Source organism: Geothrix sp. (assembly GCF_020622065.1).
Lineage (GTDB): Bacteria > Acidobacteriota > Holophagae > Holophagales > Holophagaceae > Geothrix.
This window is the reverse complement of the sequence record NZ_JAHRYQ010000002.1, coordinates 589,475-606,280: the sequence shown is the minus strand read 5'-3', so window position 1 is coordinate 606,280 and position 16,806 is coordinate 589,475. Positions and strand designations below refer to the sequence as shown.

Annotated in this window: 13 protein-coding genes; 8 read left to right on the top strand and 5 right to left on the bottom strand. The window is 69.4% G+C overall.

Features of this window, described 5'->3' with window-relative positions; all coding sequences use genetic code 11:
- The first annotated feature begins 52 nt into the window (after positions 1–52).
- Positions 53–784, top strand: a complete 732-nt coding sequence (locus tag QZ647_RS12190; RefSeq protein ID WP_291272424.1) for a phosphoribosyltransferase family protein — start codon at positions 53–55, stop codon at positions 782–784.
- Between the two features lie 18 nt (positions 785–802).
- Here the strand turns inward: QZ647_RS12190 and QZ647_RS12185 are convergent, their stop codons facing one another.
- Positions 803–1,897 (bottom strand): NADH:flavin oxidoreductase/NADH oxidase, encoded by a 1,095-nt coding sequence (locus QZ647_RS12185; protein WP_291272423.1) that lies wholly within the window; start codon positions 1,895–1,897, stop codon positions 803–805.
- A 74-nt stretch (positions 1,898–1,971) separates the two neighbouring features.
- Entirely contained in the window at positions 1,972–3,291 is a 1,320-nt protein-coding gene (locus QZ647_RS12180) for a cyclic 2,3-diphosphoglycerate synthase (protein WP_291272422.1), read from the bottom strand.
- A gap of 154 nt (positions 3,292–3,445) precedes the next feature.
- On the opposite strand from QZ647_RS12180, the gene QZ647_RS12175 reads away from it, so the two are divergent.
- The gene (locus tag QZ647_RS12175) at positions 3,446–6,313 is read left to right on the top strand and encodes a DUF748 domain-containing protein (protein WP_291272421.1); all 2,868 of its coding nucleotides are present in this window, start codon (positions 3,446–3,448) and stop codon (positions 6,311–6,313) included.
- On the opposite strand, the gene QZ647_RS12170 is transcribed toward QZ647_RS12175, so the two are convergent.
- The 3 genes from QZ647_RS12170 to QZ647_RS12160 form a co-directional block, all read right to left on the bottom strand.
- Positions 6,306–7,619, bottom strand: coding sequence for an FAD-dependent oxidoreductase (locus tag QZ647_RS12170; protein ID WP_291272420.1), 1,314 nt, complete (start codon positions 7,617–7,619; stop codon positions 6,306–6,308). The genes QZ647_RS12175 and QZ647_RS12170 overlap by 8 nt on opposite strands.
- A 5-nt stretch (positions 7,620–7,624) precedes the next feature.
- Entirely contained in the window at positions 7,625–8,236 is a 612-nt protein-coding gene (locus QZ647_RS12165) for a lysophospholipid acyltransferase family protein (protein WP_291272419.1), read from the bottom strand.
- Between the two features lie 95 nt (positions 8,237–8,331).
- On the bottom strand, positions 8,332–8,913 hold the full coding sequence (locus tag QZ647_RS12160) for a peroxiredoxin (protein ID WP_291272418.1): 582 nt from the start codon (positions 8,911–8,913) through the stop codon (positions 8,332–8,334).
- Positions 8,914–9,110: 197 nt separating this feature from the next.
- Between QZ647_RS12160 and QZ647_RS12155 the strand changes: the two genes are divergently transcribed.
- From QZ647_RS12155 to lon, 6 genes are all read left to right on the top strand, one after another.
- Positions 9,111–10,412 carry an arginine deiminase family protein gene (locus QZ647_RS12155; protein ID WP_291272417.1) on the top strand — a complete coding sequence of 434 codons (1,302 nt, stop codon included), beginning with the start codon at positions 9,111–9,113 and terminating at the stop codon, positions 10,410–10,412.
- Positions 10,409–11,521 carry a glycosyltransferase family 9 protein gene (locus QZ647_RS12150; RefSeq protein WP_291272416.1) on the top strand — a complete coding sequence of 371 codons (1,113 nt, stop codon included), beginning with the start codon at positions 10,409–10,411 and terminating at the stop codon, positions 11,519–11,521. The genes QZ647_RS12155 and QZ647_RS12150 overlap by 4 nt, the downstream gene beginning before the upstream one ends.
- Positions 11,522–11,588: 67 nt before the next feature.
- Positions 11,589–12,557: a lysophospholipid acyltransferase family protein gene (locus QZ647_RS12145; RefSeq protein WP_291272415.1), complete on the top strand. Its 969-nt coding sequence runs from the start codon at positions 11,589–11,591 to the stop codon at positions 12,555–12,557.
- A 48-nt stretch (positions 12,558–12,605) separates the two neighbouring features.
- Positions 12,606–13,076, top strand: coding sequence for a GreA/GreB family elongation factor (locus QZ647_RS12140; protein ID WP_286355070.1), 471 nt, complete (start codon positions 12,606–12,608; stop codon positions 13,074–13,076).
- A gap of 42 nt (positions 13,077–13,118) precedes the next feature.
- Positions 13,119–14,363, top strand: coding sequence for an ATP-dependent Clp protease ATP-binding subunit ClpX (gene clpX, locus QZ647_RS12135; protein WP_286355071.1), 1,245 nt, complete (start codon positions 13,119–13,121; stop codon positions 14,361–14,363).
- 12 nt (positions 14,364–14,375) lie between these two features.
- Entirely contained in the window at positions 14,376–16,793 is a 2,418-nt protein-coding gene (gene lon, locus QZ647_RS12130; RefSeq protein WP_291272414.1) for an endopeptidase La, read from the top strand.
- Positions 16,794–16,806 lie beyond the last annotated feature (13 nt).

The window sequence follows — 16,806 nt, the reverse complement described above, 5'->3', positions numbered from 1 at the left end:
CGATCCTAGCAGATCGAGCCTGGGGGCCAACGGATGCTGGCTATGATGCCCCATGCTCCCGGTTGGATTCCTCACCCGCCTTGTCCAGGCGCGGCGTTCCCTGCTCCTCTGCCGGGGCTGCCTCGGTCCGGTGGGAGAGGGCTCCGAAGCGGGCCTCTGCGCCCGCTGCTGGGATGGCCTGGTTCCCCTGCCCGAGGGGCGCTGCCCGCGCTGTGCGCTGGTCCATGGGGGGGAGGCTTTTCACGGCGAGGATCCCGAGGCGGGTTGCCCTGAGGCGGTGGCCTGGGCCCTGGGGGACGCCCTCTGGGACTATCACGGTGGCCGCCCGCCCCTGGGGGCCCTGCTCCTGCCGGGCATCAAGCAGGGCGAAGCCGGCTGGCGGAAAGCCCTGCTGAACCGCCTGCCGCGAGTGCCGCTGCCGGCCTGGGCGGCCGAGGCGGACCGGGTGACTTCGGCGCCCAGCACCCTTCCCCGCCGCCTTCTCCGCGGGTTCGATTTCGGGGCGGAGGCCGCCCAGGTGATCGCGGCCCGGCTCGAGCGGCCCTTCGAGCCCCTGCTCGCCAAAGCCTGGCGCAGCGGTCGTCAGGCTTCCCGGACGGAAAGCGAGCGGCGGCGGCTGCCAAAGCGGGCCATCACCCTGAGCCGGGGGGCGACGCCGGCAGGTCGGGTGCTGCTGGTGGACGATGTCTGGACCACCGGCACCACCCTGCTGCGCTGTGCCCAGGCCCTGCTGGAGGGCGGGGCCGACGAGGTGCGTGTGCTGACGCTGTTCCGGGCGCTGTAGAGAGGGCCGCCGTTCCGCCTAGTGGAGCGGCTGCCTCGCGGGCACGGGGCCCCTGGCCGCGCGCAGGTAGGAGGCCGGCCAGGGCACCTCCACGCCCAGCCTCTTGGCGGCGTGCAGGGGCCAGCGGGGGTCGCGGAGGAGCTCGCGACCCAGCAGGACGAGGTCGGCGGATTCCTGGGCCAGGATGGCCTCGGCCTGCTCAGCGTCGGTGATGAGGCCCACGGCGCCGGTGGGGAGGCCCGCCTCGGCGCGGATCCGGGCGGCGAAGGGCACCTGGTAGCCCGGACCCAGGGGGATTTCGGCGCGGGGGGCCAGGCCGCCCGAGGAGCAGTCCACCAGGTCCACCCCCAGGGCCTTGAGTTCCTTCGCAAGGGCCACGGACTGGTCGAGGTTCCAGCCGCCTTCCACCCAATCTGTGGCGGAGATCCGGGCAAGGAGGGGCAGTTCGTCGGGCAGGATGTTGCGCAAGGCGCCCACCACCTCGCGAACCAGGCGCGTGCGGTTCTCGAAGGAGCCGCCGTAGGCATCGGTGCGGTGGTTCGACAGGGGCGACAGGAACTGGTGCAGCAGGTACCCGTGGGCGGCATGGACCTCGATGACCCGGAAGCCCGCGGCCACGGCGCGGCGGGCCGCGTCCATGAAGGCCTCGATGACGGCCAGGATCCCAGGCTCGTCCAGGGCCGTGGGCACGGTCCAGCCCTCATCGAAGGCCAGGGGGCTGGGGGCCACCGGTGTCCAGCCGCCCGCCGTGGCGGGGAGGCTGCCGCTGCCCTTCCAGGGGGCCGGATTCGAGGCCTTGCGGCCGGCATGGGCCAGCTGAATGCCCGGCACGGCGCCCTGGGAGGCGATGAAGTGGGCGATGCGGGCGAGGCCCTCGGCCTGGGCGTTGTTCCAGAGGCCCAGATCGTCCGGGCTGATGCGGCCTTCGGGCACCACCGCCGTGGCCTCCGTGATCACCAGCCCCGCGCCGCCTTGGGCCAAGCCGCCCAGGTGGACCAGGTGCCAGTCATTGGTGAAGCCGTCCTGGGCCTGGTACTGGCACATGGGCGACACCGCGATGCGGTTGGGCAGCGTGAGGCCGCGGAGGGTGAGGGGCTGGAACAGGCGTGGCATGGGGACTCCGACAAGGATGAGCGTACATGGAACGGGAGGGATCCGTGGACCCCTCCCGTTGGCGAAGGCTGGAATTACATGCGGAGGGCCTTCTTGACCTCTGCCTCCAGCACCCCCTCGCGGATCTCCGCCAGGTCGTAGCGGACGCGGGTCATGGGCTTGGTGACCTTCAGGACGCGGGTGAGGTCGATGGGTGTGCCGCTGAGGACCACATCGCAGGGGGTGGCCTCGATGGTGGCTTCGAGGTCCTTCACCTGCTGGTCGCCGTAGCCCATGGCGGGCAGGATGCCCTTGGCGTTGGGATACTTCCGATAGGTGGCGGCGAGGCTGGCCACGGCGTAGGGCGTGGGATCCACGATCTCATGGGCCCCCGCGGCCTTGGCCGCCACCACGCCGGCGCCGTAGGACATGGAGCCGTGGGTGAGCGTGGGGCCGTCCTCGATGACGAGGGCGCGCTTGCCCTTCACCATGTCGGGGCGGTCGCAGGTGACCGGGCTGTTGGCACGGATGACGCGGGCCTTCGGATTCACGGCGGCGGCGTTCTGCTCGATGGCGGCGATGTCGGCCTCCTTCGCGCTGTCGCACTTGTTGATGACGATGAGGTGGGCCATGCGGAAGTTGGCTTCGCCGGGGTGGTAGGCCATCTCGTGGCCCGAACGCAGAGGATCGGCGATGCAGATGTGGAGGTCGCTCTTGTAGAAGGGCAGGTCATTGTTGCCGCCGTCCCAGAGGATCACATCCGCCTCCTTCTCGGCGCTGCGGATGATCTGCTCGTAGTCCACGCCTGCGTAGACCACGAAGCCGTTGTCGATGTGCGGTTCGTATTCCTCCCGCTCCTCGATGGTGCATTCGTGCTTGTCGAGATCGCCGTAGTCGGCGAAGCGCTGGCAGGCCTGCTTGGCCAGATCGCCGTAGGGCATGGGGTGGCGGATGGCGACGACCTTCTTGCCGAGCTTCTTGAGGATGTTGCTGATGTAGCGCGTGGTCTGGCTCTTGCCCGCCCCCGTGCGCACGGCCGTGATGCCGATGACGGGCTTGGTGGAGGTGATCATGGTCTTGTCGGCGCCGAGCAGCTCGAAGTCGACGCCGTGGGCGATGCAGAGGCTGGCCAGGTGCATGACCGTGGCGTGGGTGACATCGGAGTAGGAGAACACCGCCGCATCCGGCTTCTCGCGCTGGATCAGGGCCACCAGCTCGGATTCGTCGAAGATGGGGATGCCCTGGGGGTACAGCTTGCCGGCCAGCACGGCCGGGTAGCGGCGACCCGCGATGTCGGGGATCTGGGTGGCGGTGAAGGCCACCACCTGGTAGTCCGGATTGTCCCGGTAGACGGTATTGAAGTTGTGGAAGTCGCGTCCAGCGGCTCCCAGGATCACCACGCGTCGTGTCGCCATGACACCATGCCTCTCGGTCCAGCGGAGGGCCGACACGCTCGGGGGTGGCAGTCCTGGCCGTTCCGCGACTCAGGGAGGATAGCCACCTCGGGCGTGGCATGAGAACAGGGTTGTGGCTTGAATCACAGGTGCGGGAAGGGTCTATGCTTTTCCCATGCCCATTCCAGCCGCTCTCTTGGCCTTCTCCCGCCGCTGGCGACGCCTGATTGGGGCCCTGGCGGGCCTGTACGGGGCGTGGCTGCTGGCGGGGTTCTTCCTGGTGCCGGCCCTGGTGCGGCCCCGCATCGAGCGGGAGGCGACCAAGGCCCTGAAGCGGCCCGTCACGGTGGCGAAGCTCCGCTTCAACCCCTTCACCTTCGGCATCACGGTCGAAGGCGTGCGCGTCGCCGAGCGGGGGGGAGGCGACTGGATCACGCTCCGCCGCCTCTTCGTGAACTACGATGTCTGGCGCCTGTTGAGCCACACGGTGGGCCTGTCCACGGTGGAAGTCGAAGGCCTGACCTTCAGGACTGCGCTGGACGCCCAGGGGCGCCTGAACTTCCAAGATCTGCTGGAAGAGGACGGCAAGGCCTCGGAGGCCGCGCCCTCCAGCCCTTCCAAATGGGTGCTGGATGTCCGCCGCTTCCGGTTGCGGGAAGGCCGCGTCGAATTCAGCGATGGTTCGGCGTCGGCGCCCTTCCGGACCGTGGTGGGACCCATCGCGTTCACCCTGGAGGGGTTGCGGACGGAGGTGGGGAACCACAGCGGCGTGGTGCTGGAGGCCTGGACTGAGGCCAAGGAGCATGTGGCATGGAAGGGGGACCTGGGTTTCCAGCCTTTCACCTCCAGGGGCAGCCTCCTGCTGGAGAACCTCTCCCTCCCCAAGTACCGCCCCTATGAGCAGGAGCAGGTCTCCAGCGAGATCCGCAGCGGCACGGCGGCTGTGCGGGCGCAGTATCGCGTCGAGTGGGGCGGGGGCCGCCGGGTGGTGGAGCTGACGGACCTGGGGCTCACCCTGAAGGATGTGAAGGTCGCCGAACGCGGCGCCGCCCAGCCTGCCATCGAGCTGCCCCTCCTGGACATCCGCGGCGGAAAGGCGGACCTGCTGGCGCCCTCACTGGAGCTGGAGTCCATCACCGCAGAAGGGGGTGTGCTGCGCGTGCAGATGGCGAAGGACGGGGGCCTCAACCTGGCCCGCCTGGTGGCGCCACCCAAACCCCGGGCCAAGCATCCCGACGAGAAACCCCTTCAATGGCGGATCCGCGACCTCGCCCTCAAGGGCTTCCGTGTGGGCTGGGAGGACCTGGGCCCCGCCCGCCCGGTCCAGGCGGAGGCCACGGACCTGAACCTGCACGGGCAGGATCTCTCGGCGGATCCCGCCGCCACGAGCCCGATGTCGTTGGACCTGAAGCTCGGGGGCGGCTCCCTGAAAGCCGAGGGACGCGTGGCACCCCTGAAGGGGACCGGAGACCTTCAGCTGAAGGTGGAGGGACTGGAGCTGGCACCTTGGGATCCCTACCTCGACGCGGCCCTGGACCTGCGCATCGCCTCGGGCAGGTTGGGGGCCGAGGGCCGCGTGCGCTTCGTCTTCGAAGGACGCAAGACCGATGGCGTCACCTATCGGGGTGCCGCCTCGGTGCAGGGTTTCGAGGTGCGGGACGCGGCCCTGAACGAGCCCTTCCTGCGCTGGAAGCAGTTGCGCCTGGCGGGAGCGGACCTCCGCTCGGCCCCCCTGTCCATGACCATCCAGACCGTCGACTGGACGGATCCTGAAGGCCGCGTGGTGGTGCAGCCCGACGGCAGCACCAATGTGGCCCGGGCCCTGCGGCTGGCCCCGGAAGGCAAGCCCGCCGCCCCGACCGCCGCTGTGCTGCCCGCCACGCCCGCCGGCGCCCCGGACCTGACCATCGTGACCTTCGGCATCACCGGCGGCCGACTCAGCTACATCGACCGTTCCCTGCAGCCGAACGCGGCGTTGGTGCTCAGCGACCTGGAAGGGAGTTACCTGGGCCTCTCCAGCCGTCCCGATGTCTCGTCGAAGGTCGATTTCAAGGGCCGTGCCGGCGGACTCGCACCCATCACCATCACGGGTCACGCGATGCCCCTCCGCAGCGACCTGGATACCGATGTGATCCTGAAGATCCAGGGCGCCGACCTCACGGACTTCACGCCCTACACCGGCAAGTATCTGGGCTACACCGTGCAGAAGGGCAAGCTGGATGTGGATGCCCACCTGCGCATCGACCACCGGAACCTGAAGGCCGACAACGCCGTGAAGCTCGACCAGTTCTACCTGGGCGAGAAGGTGCAAAGCCCCGATGCCACAGGCCTGCCCGTGAAGCTGGGGCTGGCCATCCTGCGGGACCGCAAGGGCGTCATCGCCTTCGACCTGCCCATCGAGGGCAACCTGGACGATCCCGATGTGAAGTACGGCAAGCTCGTGTGGAAGGCCGTCTTCAACCTGCTGGGGAAGATCGCCACCTCGCCCTTCACCTTGATCGGCAAGCTCTTCGGCAGCGATGCGGGGGACCTCAGCAGCCTGGCCTTCGCTCCGGGCTCCAGCGCCCTGGAGGCGGCCGCCACGCCCAAGCTGCAGGCTCTGGCCAAGGCGCTGCACGAGCGGCCGGAGCTGCGCCTGGAGGCCGAAGGCGCGGTGGATCCGGAGCAGGATGGGGCGGCCCTGCGCAAGGCCAGCCTGGAAGCGCTCCTGCGGCGGACGCGGGCCAAGGCCCTGAAGCAGGTCGAGGCGGGGCCCGTGCCCGCCGCCGAGCGCGAACGCTGGCTGAGGGTCGCCTACGAGGGGGCCTTCCCGCCCGCCAAGGATGTCAAACCGGCCCCGCCGCCCCCGCCTCCTGCGGAGATGGAGCAGCGCCTGCTCTCCGCCCAGGGGGTGGATCCTTCGGAACTCATCCACCTGGCCGATGCCCGGGGGAAGGCGGTCATCGGCTGGCTCCAGGACACGGCGAAGGCCGATCCCGCCCGAATCTTTCCCGTGCGGACCGGCCAGGCCAAAGGCGCGGCCGTGGTCTTCACCCTCAAATAGCCGCGCTTGCCGCCCAGGCTTCGGTGCCCTCAGCGAGATCGGGGACGCCCGGGCCGAACCGCGCGGCGCCGAGCCAGTGGAGTCCCCGCGGAAGGCCCGCAGCCAGGCGGGCCGCCCGGGCCCGGTGGCCGGGTTCCAGAAGAGGGAAGGCCCCGGGGCAGGCCTCCTCGCGCACCTGAAGGGGCTCGGTGAGTTCCGGCAGCCAGCGGCGCAGCTCCTGGAACACGCCGGGCCAGGCCTCCAGCCCGGGGGCCACCGGATGGGCACCTCCGACATAGGAGCGGACCTGGAGCAGCCCCGGCACGCCGCGCGGATCGTCCGCCGCGAAGGAGACGGACCCCAGGAGGCCGTGGCCCTCCGGGGGGTGGATGAGGAGCCCGAAGCCGCGTTCCCAACCGGCGCTGCCGCCACCGAGAGGAAGGGCGTGGCGGCTGTGCCAGACGCGGAGGTCCAGGCGGGGGATCGCCTCGAGGAGGGCCGAGGGCTCGGGCGCCACGGGCCTCAGGAGGCCCGCCGCCACCTGCGCAGGAAGGGCCAGGACCACGGCGTCCGCCGCCTGGCTCAGGCCCTCTCCGTGGACCTGCCAGCGCCCCTCCGGCAGGGGCTCCAGGGTCCGGGCGGCGCGGTTCGTCCTCACGCACCCGAGGCGAGCGGCCAGCGCCTGGGCCAGGGCGCCGGTTCCGCCCGCCGGAAGGCCCGTGCGCTCCAGGCCGACCCGCAGGCCGCCCAGCAGGAGGCCCCCCTTTTCGTCCAGGCGCCGCAGGCGTGGGAGCGCGTCCGCGCTGAGGCGCTCGGGCGGGGCCGCGAGCACGCCGGCCACCAGCGCGGGCAGCAACTCCCGGGCGAACCCTTCGCCCAGGCGTCGGGCGAAGAAGGCGCGCAGGGTCTCTTCCGCTCCATCTCCCGGCGGGATGAGGGGTTCCGCCAGCAGCCGCAGCTTCTCCCCGAGGCTGAGCCCCGGCGCCCGCACCAGGCCCGCGAGCGAGGCCGGGCTGGGATGTCGGCGCCCCCCCTTGCCCAGCCAGCGGGGGCCCTTGGGCCCGGGGGGGCGCAGCTCGAGGTCCAGGTCGCGGAGCAGGCGCTCCAGGGCCCCGCCCCGGCCCACCCGGAGCGATTGCGGGCCCCGTTCGAGAAAGCCCGCCTCACCGTGCGGCCCAGGCCAGGCCAGCGTCTGTGCCCAGCCGCCCACGGCGGAGGAAGCCTCCCACACTTCGATGGCCCGGTCCAGCCGGCGCAGCTGCCAGGCGGCCAGCAGCCCAGAGAGGCCGCCGCCGAGGATGAGGATGCGGGTCCGGGGGGCGTCCACGGGGCTCAGCCCTTCGGGCCTTCCGTGGGGCGTTCGCGCAGGCCGTGAACCTGATCGAACAGGGCCTGGATCCGGGGGATGTCCTGCTCCCGGTCGCCGCTGGGCCTGAACAGGGGCATCAGGCGGATCACATGGTTCCGGTAGTCGAAGCCCACGGGCAGGATGGGCACCCCGGCCTCGGAGGCGATCTGATAGAAGCCCGTCTTCCACTGGCTCACGCCCTTGCGGGTGCCCTCCGGCGCCAGGGCCAGCAGGAGGGCGGGGGCGGCCTCGAAGGCCTTCACACAGGCGCCGACCACGCCGTGGCTGGCCCGGCGATCCACGGGAATGCCGCCCAGCGACCGGAGCAATCGCCTGAACGGGGCCTTGAACAGCGCGTGCTTGCCGAGCCAGGACACGCGCAGTCCGGCCGCGAACATGAACGCCACGCCCAGGGTGAAATCCCAGTTCGAGGTGTGGGGGGCCACCACGGCCACGCACTTGGGGACCTCCGGGAATGCGCCCTCGACCCGCCAGCCCGCCAGCCGCAGGTAGGCCCGTCCGAGCGCAGGCCAGATCCGGCTCCGGACCTGACGGAGGCCCTCGGGAGGGTGGGGGCATTCCAGGGGCTGCTTCAACCGGTTCCTCGCAAGACGGGCCCCCAGATTAACCCGGCTTCCCCCACAAACACCGCGGGCGCCTTTCGGCGCCCGCTGCGTGTGATCTCTTCCAATTACTTGGAGGCTACATAGGCCTTCAATCCGTCGGAGGTCGGCTTCATGGCCTTCTCGCCCTTGTGCCAGTTGGCGGGGCAGACTTCGCCGTGCTCTTCGGTGAAGTCGATGGCGTCGAGGAGGCGGAGGACTTCCTCCACGCTGCGGCCCAGGTCGTTGTGGTTCACGGTGATGTGCTTCAGCTCACCCTTGGTGTTGATGATGAACAGGCCACGCAGGGCGATGCCGGCGGGCAGCAGCACGCCGTAGTCCTGGGCGATGGTCTTGTTCAGGTCGGAGACCAGGGGGAAGGACACGCCGTGGATGCCGCCGTCCTTGCGGGGCGTGTTGGCCCAGGCCCAGTGGCTGAAATGGGAATCCACGCTCACGCCGATGACCTGGGTGTTGCGGGCCTCGAACTCCTTGATGGCGTCGGAGAAGGCCAGGATCTCGGTGGGGCACACGAAGGTGAAGTCGAGGGGGTAGAAGAACAGCACGACCTTCTTGCCCTTGTAGTCGGACAGCGAGACTTCCTTGAACTCGCCGTTGACCAGGGCCTTGGCCTTGAAGTCGGGTGCGGGCTGGGTGACGAATGCGGCCATGATGCCTCCAAATGGGGACTTGCCCCTGGGTCCGGTGGGAAGAATCAGGCTACGGCGGGGCTCGGGGGGGTTCAAGGAGAATGTCCGACCAAATTGGTAAAGAATATTGAACCCGTAGGTCAACTGAGATGCGCAGATGCAGTCAGGATGCGGCTTCCATGCTAACCTGCGGGGTTCCAGACCCGCCCAGGACCTCCATGCAGCCCATCCACCTCTCCGTGTTCTCCGAGACCGCCCGCCTCAAGCAGGTGGTGATCCACAACCCCGGCCCCGAGGTGGACTTGATGGTGCCGGGGATGATGGAAAAGCTGCTTTTCGACGACATCCTCCACGGCGACCTGGCGCGCTACGAGCACGAGCAGTTCCGGAAGGTGCTGGCCAAGGTGGCCGACGAGGTGCTGGACATCCAGGACCTCTTCATCGAGTCGCTCCAGGACCAGGGCGTCAAGCTGGCCTTCATCGAGGACCTGCGGCGCCTGGTGGGCCTGCCGGACGACACCTGCAACCTGTTGCGGGACATGGCCCCGGCCGACGCGGCGCGCAGCGTCATCGGCGGCCTCCCCTGGGATGACATGCCCGGCCACACGCGCTGGGAGGAGGAGTTCGATTACCGGGTTCGGCCCATCCCGAACCTGCTGTTCATGCGGGATCCCGCCTCGGTCATCGGGGACGGCTACAGCGTGAACTCCATGGCCACCTGGGCCCGGGAGCGCGAGCCGCTGATCCTCAGCTATGTGTTCCGGCACCACCCGCGGCTGAAGCACCACACGGACCAGGACAAATGGTTCGATCAGGTCACGCCCCTGGTCCGCGGCGAGATCAAGGCCCCGGTGAGTCTGGAAGGCGGCGACATTCTGGTGCTCAGCCGCAAAGTGCTGGCCGTGGGCTGCAGCGAGCGCACCCAGGCCGACGCCATCCACCTGCTGGCCGAATCCCTGCGGGCGCACCGGGCCGAGAACGAAGACAGCTTCGACCACCTGCTCATGGTGCTCATGCCAAAGAAGCGCAGCGCGATGCACCTGGACACCATCTTCACCCGCACCAGCGAAGACGAATGTCTGGTCTATCCGCCCTACTTCGTGGAGGGCAGCCGGGAACTCCTGAATGTCACCAGCATCGACCTGCGCCACCCGGAGCTGCGCATGAGCACCCAACCGAGCCTGCTCCGGTCGCTGAAGGCCGTGGGCGTGGACCTGCAGCCCATCTTCTGTGGCGGGAAGGATCCCATCCTCCAGCAGCGGGAGCAGTGGACCGACGGCGCCAACGCCTTCTGCCTGGCCCCGGGAGTCATCGCCAGCTATGCCCGCAACATCGCCACGGGGGAGGCCCTCGACAAGGCCGGCTACCGGGTGGTGACGGCCCGGCAGGTCCTGACGGAGGCGAGCCTGGACCTGCTGGATGGCCAGAAGTACCTGATCCAGATCGAGGCCGGTGAGCTGAGCCGGGCCCGGGGCGGTCCCCGCTGCATGACCATGCCGCTGTCACGGGAAGGCGCATGAGCGCGGGCCCGGGCGAGCGCGCGACTGGCCACCCGGTGCTGGCCGACCTGGACCGCGCCCTGGCCCAGGGCGCCGCGCCCGAGGTGTGGATCCGCTTCCCGCGCCAGCTGGGCGATGTCGTGATGACCCTCCCCTTCCTGCGGACCCTCCAGCACCACTGGAACGGGGTGGCCACGGCCCGGGGCGTACACCTGCGGTGGATCGCCGTGGGCCATCACATCGGCGCCGCCTTGCTGTCGGAGGCCGATCCCGCCTTCATCGCCGCGTCCCTCATCGAAGGCGGCGGGGCCGCCAAGCCCGATCCCTGGGCCCTGGTGCGGGGCTGGCGCAAGCGCCCTCCCGCCGCCTTCCTGAACCTCTCGCAGAGCGCCCGGCTGCCCTTCGCCGCCTGGCTGAGCCGGGTGCCCATCCGGGCCGGCATCGCGGACAACCATCTGCGCCTGCTCTACCACCACCCCATCAAGTACCGCGACCTGCCCCTGCACATTGCCACCCGCATCCAGCCCCTGCTGGCGACGCTCACGGGCGATGACCGGGCCCTGTGGCTGCCCCTCACGCCGGACCTGCTGGGCGGGCGGAAGGGGCCCGAGAAGCTCCGCGAGGTGGGCTGGGCGGGCGAGCCCTACGCCACCCTGGCCTTCGGCACCCGCGGCTTCGGCAAACGCTGGTTCCCCGAGGACCGCACCTGGCCGGAGCTGATGCGGCTCCTTCAGGCCCGCGGCCTCCGCCCGGTCCTGCTGGGCGGGCCGGACGAGGCGCCGCTGGGCGCCGAGCTCGCCGCGGCGGTGCCCGGCGCATTGAACCTGGCGGGAAGGACGACCCTGCCTGAAGCCTGTGCCGTCCAGTCCGCGGCCTGGGGCAATGTGGCCATCGATACAGGTCTGGCGCACACGGCCGCGGCTACGGGGCGGCCCACGGTGACCCTCTTCGGCCCCAGCCCCGAGGTGTGGGTGAACCCCATCGGGCCCCGGGCCCTGGCCCTGCGGGGGCCGGATGTGGACTGCGACCCCGGGGTGGCGGCGGACTTCCCCACCCATGGCTCCAGCGCCCATCGGATTTCCCCATCTCGCGTGATGGAAGTGTTGACATTGCTGACGAAAGAATCCTGAAGGGGTTCCTGCTAGACTGACTGTCCGCGCCTCGTCACCCCGAGGCGCCCCTTTTTTTATGGCTGACATGACCCCCTCTCCCGCTCCCACGCTCCGGCACCGCCTGGAGTACGGTGTCTTCCGCCTGCTGGATGGGGTGATCGGGCGCCTGCCCTGGGCCACAGTGCAGGCCCTCGGGGAGGCCGCGGGCACCTTGTTCTATCTGGTGGACCCCCGGCACCGCCGCATCGTCCGGGAGAACCTGCGCTTCGCGGACCTGGGCCTCTCCGAGGCGGAGACCCGGGCCATGGCCCGCACCTGCTTCCGGCACTTCGGGGCCTTGTTCGTGGGCCTGCTGCGATTGCGCCGAGCCACCCCCGAGGAACTGGACCGCTGGATCAAAGTCGAGGGTCTGGAGCACTTTGATGCCGCCCAGGCTTCCGGCAAGGGCTTCATCCAGCTCACGGGCCACTACGGCAACTGGGAGGCCATCGCCCTGGCCCAGAGCCGCCACGGCCGTACCCTGGATGCCATCGGGCGGGAGCTGGACAACCCGCTGCTGGAGCCCATCTCCCTGGGCTTCCGCACCCGGTTCGGCAACCGGGTGATCCTCAAGGACGGCGCCATGCGGGAGACGCTGAAAGCCCTCAAGGCCGGCCGCGGCGTGGGTTTCCTGCTGGATCAGGATGCCCTCACCATGGGGGTGTGGGTGAAGTTCCTCGGCCAGTGGGCCTCCACCTTCGGTACCGCCGGCAGCCTGGCCGCGCGCTATGGCCTGCCCGTGCTGCCGGTCTTCAGCTGGCCCAACCCCGACGGCACCACCACCGTCCGCTTCGAGCCCCCCTTCCAGGTGCCCGTCACCGGCGATGCGGCGAAGGACGCCTGGGTGGCCACCCAGCTCATGACCGCCCGCATCGAAGATCAGATCCGGAAGGACCCCCGCTGGTGGTTCTGGATGCACCGCCGCTTCAAGACCCGTCCCGGCGAGGGGAACCCCCTTCCGGCTCCGCTTCCGCCCCCAGAATGGGTAGAATCGGTTCAACTCTCCCGCGTGTGACCGGGCCCCTCGGCCCGCCTTTTTTTGACCCTTTCCCCGGACATGACCATGCCCAAGCACGTGCTCGTGAAGCTCGAGAAGGAACTCAAGGACATCAAGCAGGCCCTTCTGGTGGACATCCCCCAGGAGATCGCCCGGGCGGCCGGGCAGGGCGACCTGTCCGAAAACGCCGAATACGAGCAGGCGCTGGCCAAGCGCGACATGTTCCAGAACAAGCTCGTGACCATCGAGAAGCGCATCTCCGAAGTGGCCAGCCTGGACATCAGCCGCCTGCCCAAGTCCCGGGCCGCCTACGGCTCCAAAGTCACGATCCTGGACCTCGATTCCGAGGAGGAATTCACCTACACGCTGGTGCTTCCGGAGGAACTGGATGGCCACCCGCAGCATCTCAGCATCAGCTCCCCCATCGGCATGGCGCTGGTGGGCCAGGAAGAGGGCAACGAGGTCCGCGTCCAGATCCCCGCGGGCACCCGGCGCTTCGAGATCCTGGAACTCAAGACCATTCACGATGTAGCCTAGGCACGGTGCCGTTCAGTTCAGCCCCCAGGAGGGGAGTGACAGATGAATAAATACAAGCGCGAGCAGAAATGCTCCTTCTGCGGCAAGGAGCCCCACGAGGTGGAACAGCTCCTCGCGGGACCCGAGGCCTTCATCTGCAACGAGTGCCTGGAAGCCGGGCAGCTCCAGCTGCGCATGAGCCGCCAGGGCAAGCCCCTGGGCAAGCACGAGGCCCGGCTCAGCCGGCCCAAGGAGATCAAGGCCTTCCTGGACGACTATGTCATCGGCCAGGAGGCCGCCAAGAAGCGCCTGAGCGTGGCGGTCTACAACCACTACAAGCGCATCCTCACCCCCCGCAAGGCCCTCGGCGGGGCCGAGGTGGAGCTGTCCAAGAGCAACATCCTGCTGCTGGGCCCCACGGGCACCGGCAAGACCCTGCTGGCCCAGACCCTGGCCCGCTTCCTGGATGTGCCGCTCGCCATGGCCGACGCCACCACGCTGACCGAGGCCGGCTATGTGGGCGAGGATGTCGAGAACATCCTCACCAAGCTGCTGCAGGCCGCCAACTACGATGTGGAGCGGGCCCAGCGCGGCATCGTCTTCATCGACGAGATCGACAAGGTGGGCCGCAAGAGCGAGAACCCCAGCATCACCCGCGATGTGAGCGGCGAGGGCGTGCAGCAGGCCCTGCTGAAGCTGGTGGAGGGCACGGTCGCCAATGTCCCGCCCCAGGGCGGCCGCAAGCACCCGCACCAGGAGTTCATCCAGCTGGACACCAGCAACATCCTGTTCATCTGCGGCGGCGCCTTCGTGGGCATCGAGGACATCATCAAGCAGCGCATCCGCGCCAAGGCCGTGGGTTTCGGCTCCACGCCCTCCTCCAAGGAGGACAAGGAGAACTTCCTGCGCCTGGTGGAGCCTGAGGACATCATCAAGTTCGGCCTCATCCCCGAGCTGGTGGGCCGCCTCCCCGTGGTGGCGGGCCTGTCGCCCCTGGACTGCGAGGCCCTGGTGGCCATCCTCACCCAGCCGAAGAACGCCATCACCAAGCAGTTCGTGAAGCTCTTCGACATGGACGATGTGGATCTGAGCTTCGAGGAGGGGGCCATCGCCGCCATCGCGGAGCAGGCGCTCACCCGCAAGCTGGGCGCCCGCGGCCTCCGCAGCCTGGTCGAGCAGATCCTGCTGGAGCCCATGTACGAGCTGCCCTCGGACAAGCGCACCTCCCGCGAGTCCCTGCGCATCACCCGCCAGAAGGTGGAGGAAGTGCTGGGCCTGCCCTCCCAGCCCATCTCCGCCGCGGGCTGAATCGAGGCTTCCTTGGCCGTTCCCAAAACCCTGACCCTGCCGGCCATTCCCATCCGGGACATGGTGCTGTTCCCCGGCGCGCGGGTGCCCTTCGTGGTGGGGCGGTCGGCCTCGGTGCGCACGCTGGAACTGGCCATCAAGGCCGGCGACCACCTCCTGATGCTCACGCAGAAGGACGCCAAGGTGGAGACGCCGGGCCAGGACGACCTCTTCGCCATCGGCACCCTGGCCCTGGTGGAATCGGTCATCGCCCTGCCCAAGGACTACTACAAGGTGGGCGTGAAGGGCATCGCCCGGGTGAACCTCCGCCGCTACGACGACAGCGGCGAGGTCATCCAGGCCGAAGCCTACCTGCTGCCGGAGCCCAGCCACCCGGCGGGCGAATCCCTGCAGCCCTTCCACCAGGCCGTGGAGGCCTTCCTGGGCCGCAACCCGGATGCCTCCCGCCTGCTGAGCATGGACCAGATCCGCGAGCTGCCCCTGGGCAAGGCCATCGACACCGTGGCCGGCCTCGTGCCCGCCGAGGTGAAGCAGAAGCAGGACATCCTCGAGCAGCTGGAGATCGGCCCCCGGCTCGAAGCGCTCATGCGCCTGCTGGAGCTGGATTCCGCCCGCTCCGAAGTGGACCGCACCCTGGACGAGAAGACCCGCCAGCGCCTGGATCAGGACCACAAGCACTATGTGCTGAACGAGAAGATGCGGGTCATCCAGCAGGAGCTGGGGAAGAAGGAAGAGAAGGACGAATCCACGCGCCTGAAGGATCAGATCGAGGCCGCGGGCATGAGTGCCGAGGCCAAGGCCAAGGCCCTGGAGGAACTGGAGCGGCTCGAGGCCATGCCGCCCCAGAGCGCCGAAGCCACCGTCAGCCGCACCTACCTGGACTGGCTGCTGGCCCTGCCCTGGAAGGCCATGGCCGAGGAGCGGCTCGACCTCACGGAAGCCGAGCGGGTGCTGGACGAGGACCACTCCGGCCTCGACAAGATCAAGGCCCGCATCCTCGAGCACCTGGCCGTCATGGCGCGGCTGCAGAAGGGGGAGAACGGAGATGAAGGCGCCCGTCCCCCCCTCCGCGGCCCCATCCTCTGCCTGGTGGGCCCTCCGGGCGTCGGCAAGACCTCCCTGGCCCGCAGCATCGCCCGGGCCCTGAACCGGCCCTTCGTGCGGCTCTCCCTGGGTGGCGTGCGTGACGAGGCCGAGATCCGCGGCCACCGCCGCACCTACATCGGCTCCATGCCCGGCCGCATCATCTCGCTGATGAAAAAGGCGAAGGTGCGGAACCCGCTCATGCTGCTGGACGAGATCGACAAGATGGCCTCGGACTTCCGCGGCGACCCCAGCTCCGCCCTGCTCGAAGTGCTCGACCCCGAGCAGAACGCCAGCTTCCAGGACCACTACCTGGATGTGGGCTTCGACCTCAGCCAGGTGCTCTTCCTGGCCACGGCCAACATCCGCCACCAGATCCCCGAGCCCCTGGAGGACCGCCTCGAGGTGCTGGAACTCAGCGGCTACACCACCAAGGAGAAGCTGGCCATCGCCGAGCAGCATCTGCTTCCCCGCGCGCTCGAAGGCCACGGCATGAAGGATGTGGGCGTGCGCTTCGAGCCGGCCGCCCTGGAAAAGCTCGTGCAGGCCTACACCCGCGAGGCCGGCGTGCGCCAGCTGGAGCGGGAGATCGCCAACATCCTGCGCAAGCTGGCCCGGCACACGCTCCAGCCCGAAAGGGGCGAACCCTTCGATCCCATCATCACCGCCGATCGCGTGCCGAAGCTGCTGGGCCCCGAGAAGATCCTGGAGACCCGCGCGGAGGACACGGCTCCGCCAGGCCTGGTGAACGGCCTGGCCTGGACGCCCACGGGCGGCGACCTGCTGACCATCGAGGCCGCCGTGCTGCCCGGCAAGGGCAACCTCAAGCTCACCGGCAAGCTGGGCGAGGTCATGCAGGAGAGCGCCAACCTGGCCCTGAGCTATGTGCGGGCCCGGGCCGAGCGCCTGGGCCTGAAGCGCGACTTCCTCGATTCGGTGGACCTGCATGTCCATGTGCCCGAGGGGGCCATTCCCAAGGATGGCCCCAGCGCCGGCATCACCCTGGCCACGGCGCTGATCTCGGTGCTGACCGGCATCCCCGCCCGGGCTGACATGGCCATGACCGGCGAATTGACCCTTCGGGGCCGGGTGTTGCCCATCGGTGGCCTCAAGGAGAAACTCCTTGCCGCCCACCGGCAGGGGCGCAAGGCCGTGCTCATTCCCAGCGAGAACGCCCGCCACCTGGAGGATGTCCCCGCCGAGGTCCGCGAACAGCTGAGCATCCACCTCGTGAGCCACATGGACGAGGTCATCCAGCTGGCCCTGACCCGGATGCCCCAGCCCCTCCAGATCGAGGGCGCGCCCATCGCCGCCCCTGTCCGGGAGAATCCGGCGACGGCGCAGTAGGGAAGGCCGGGCT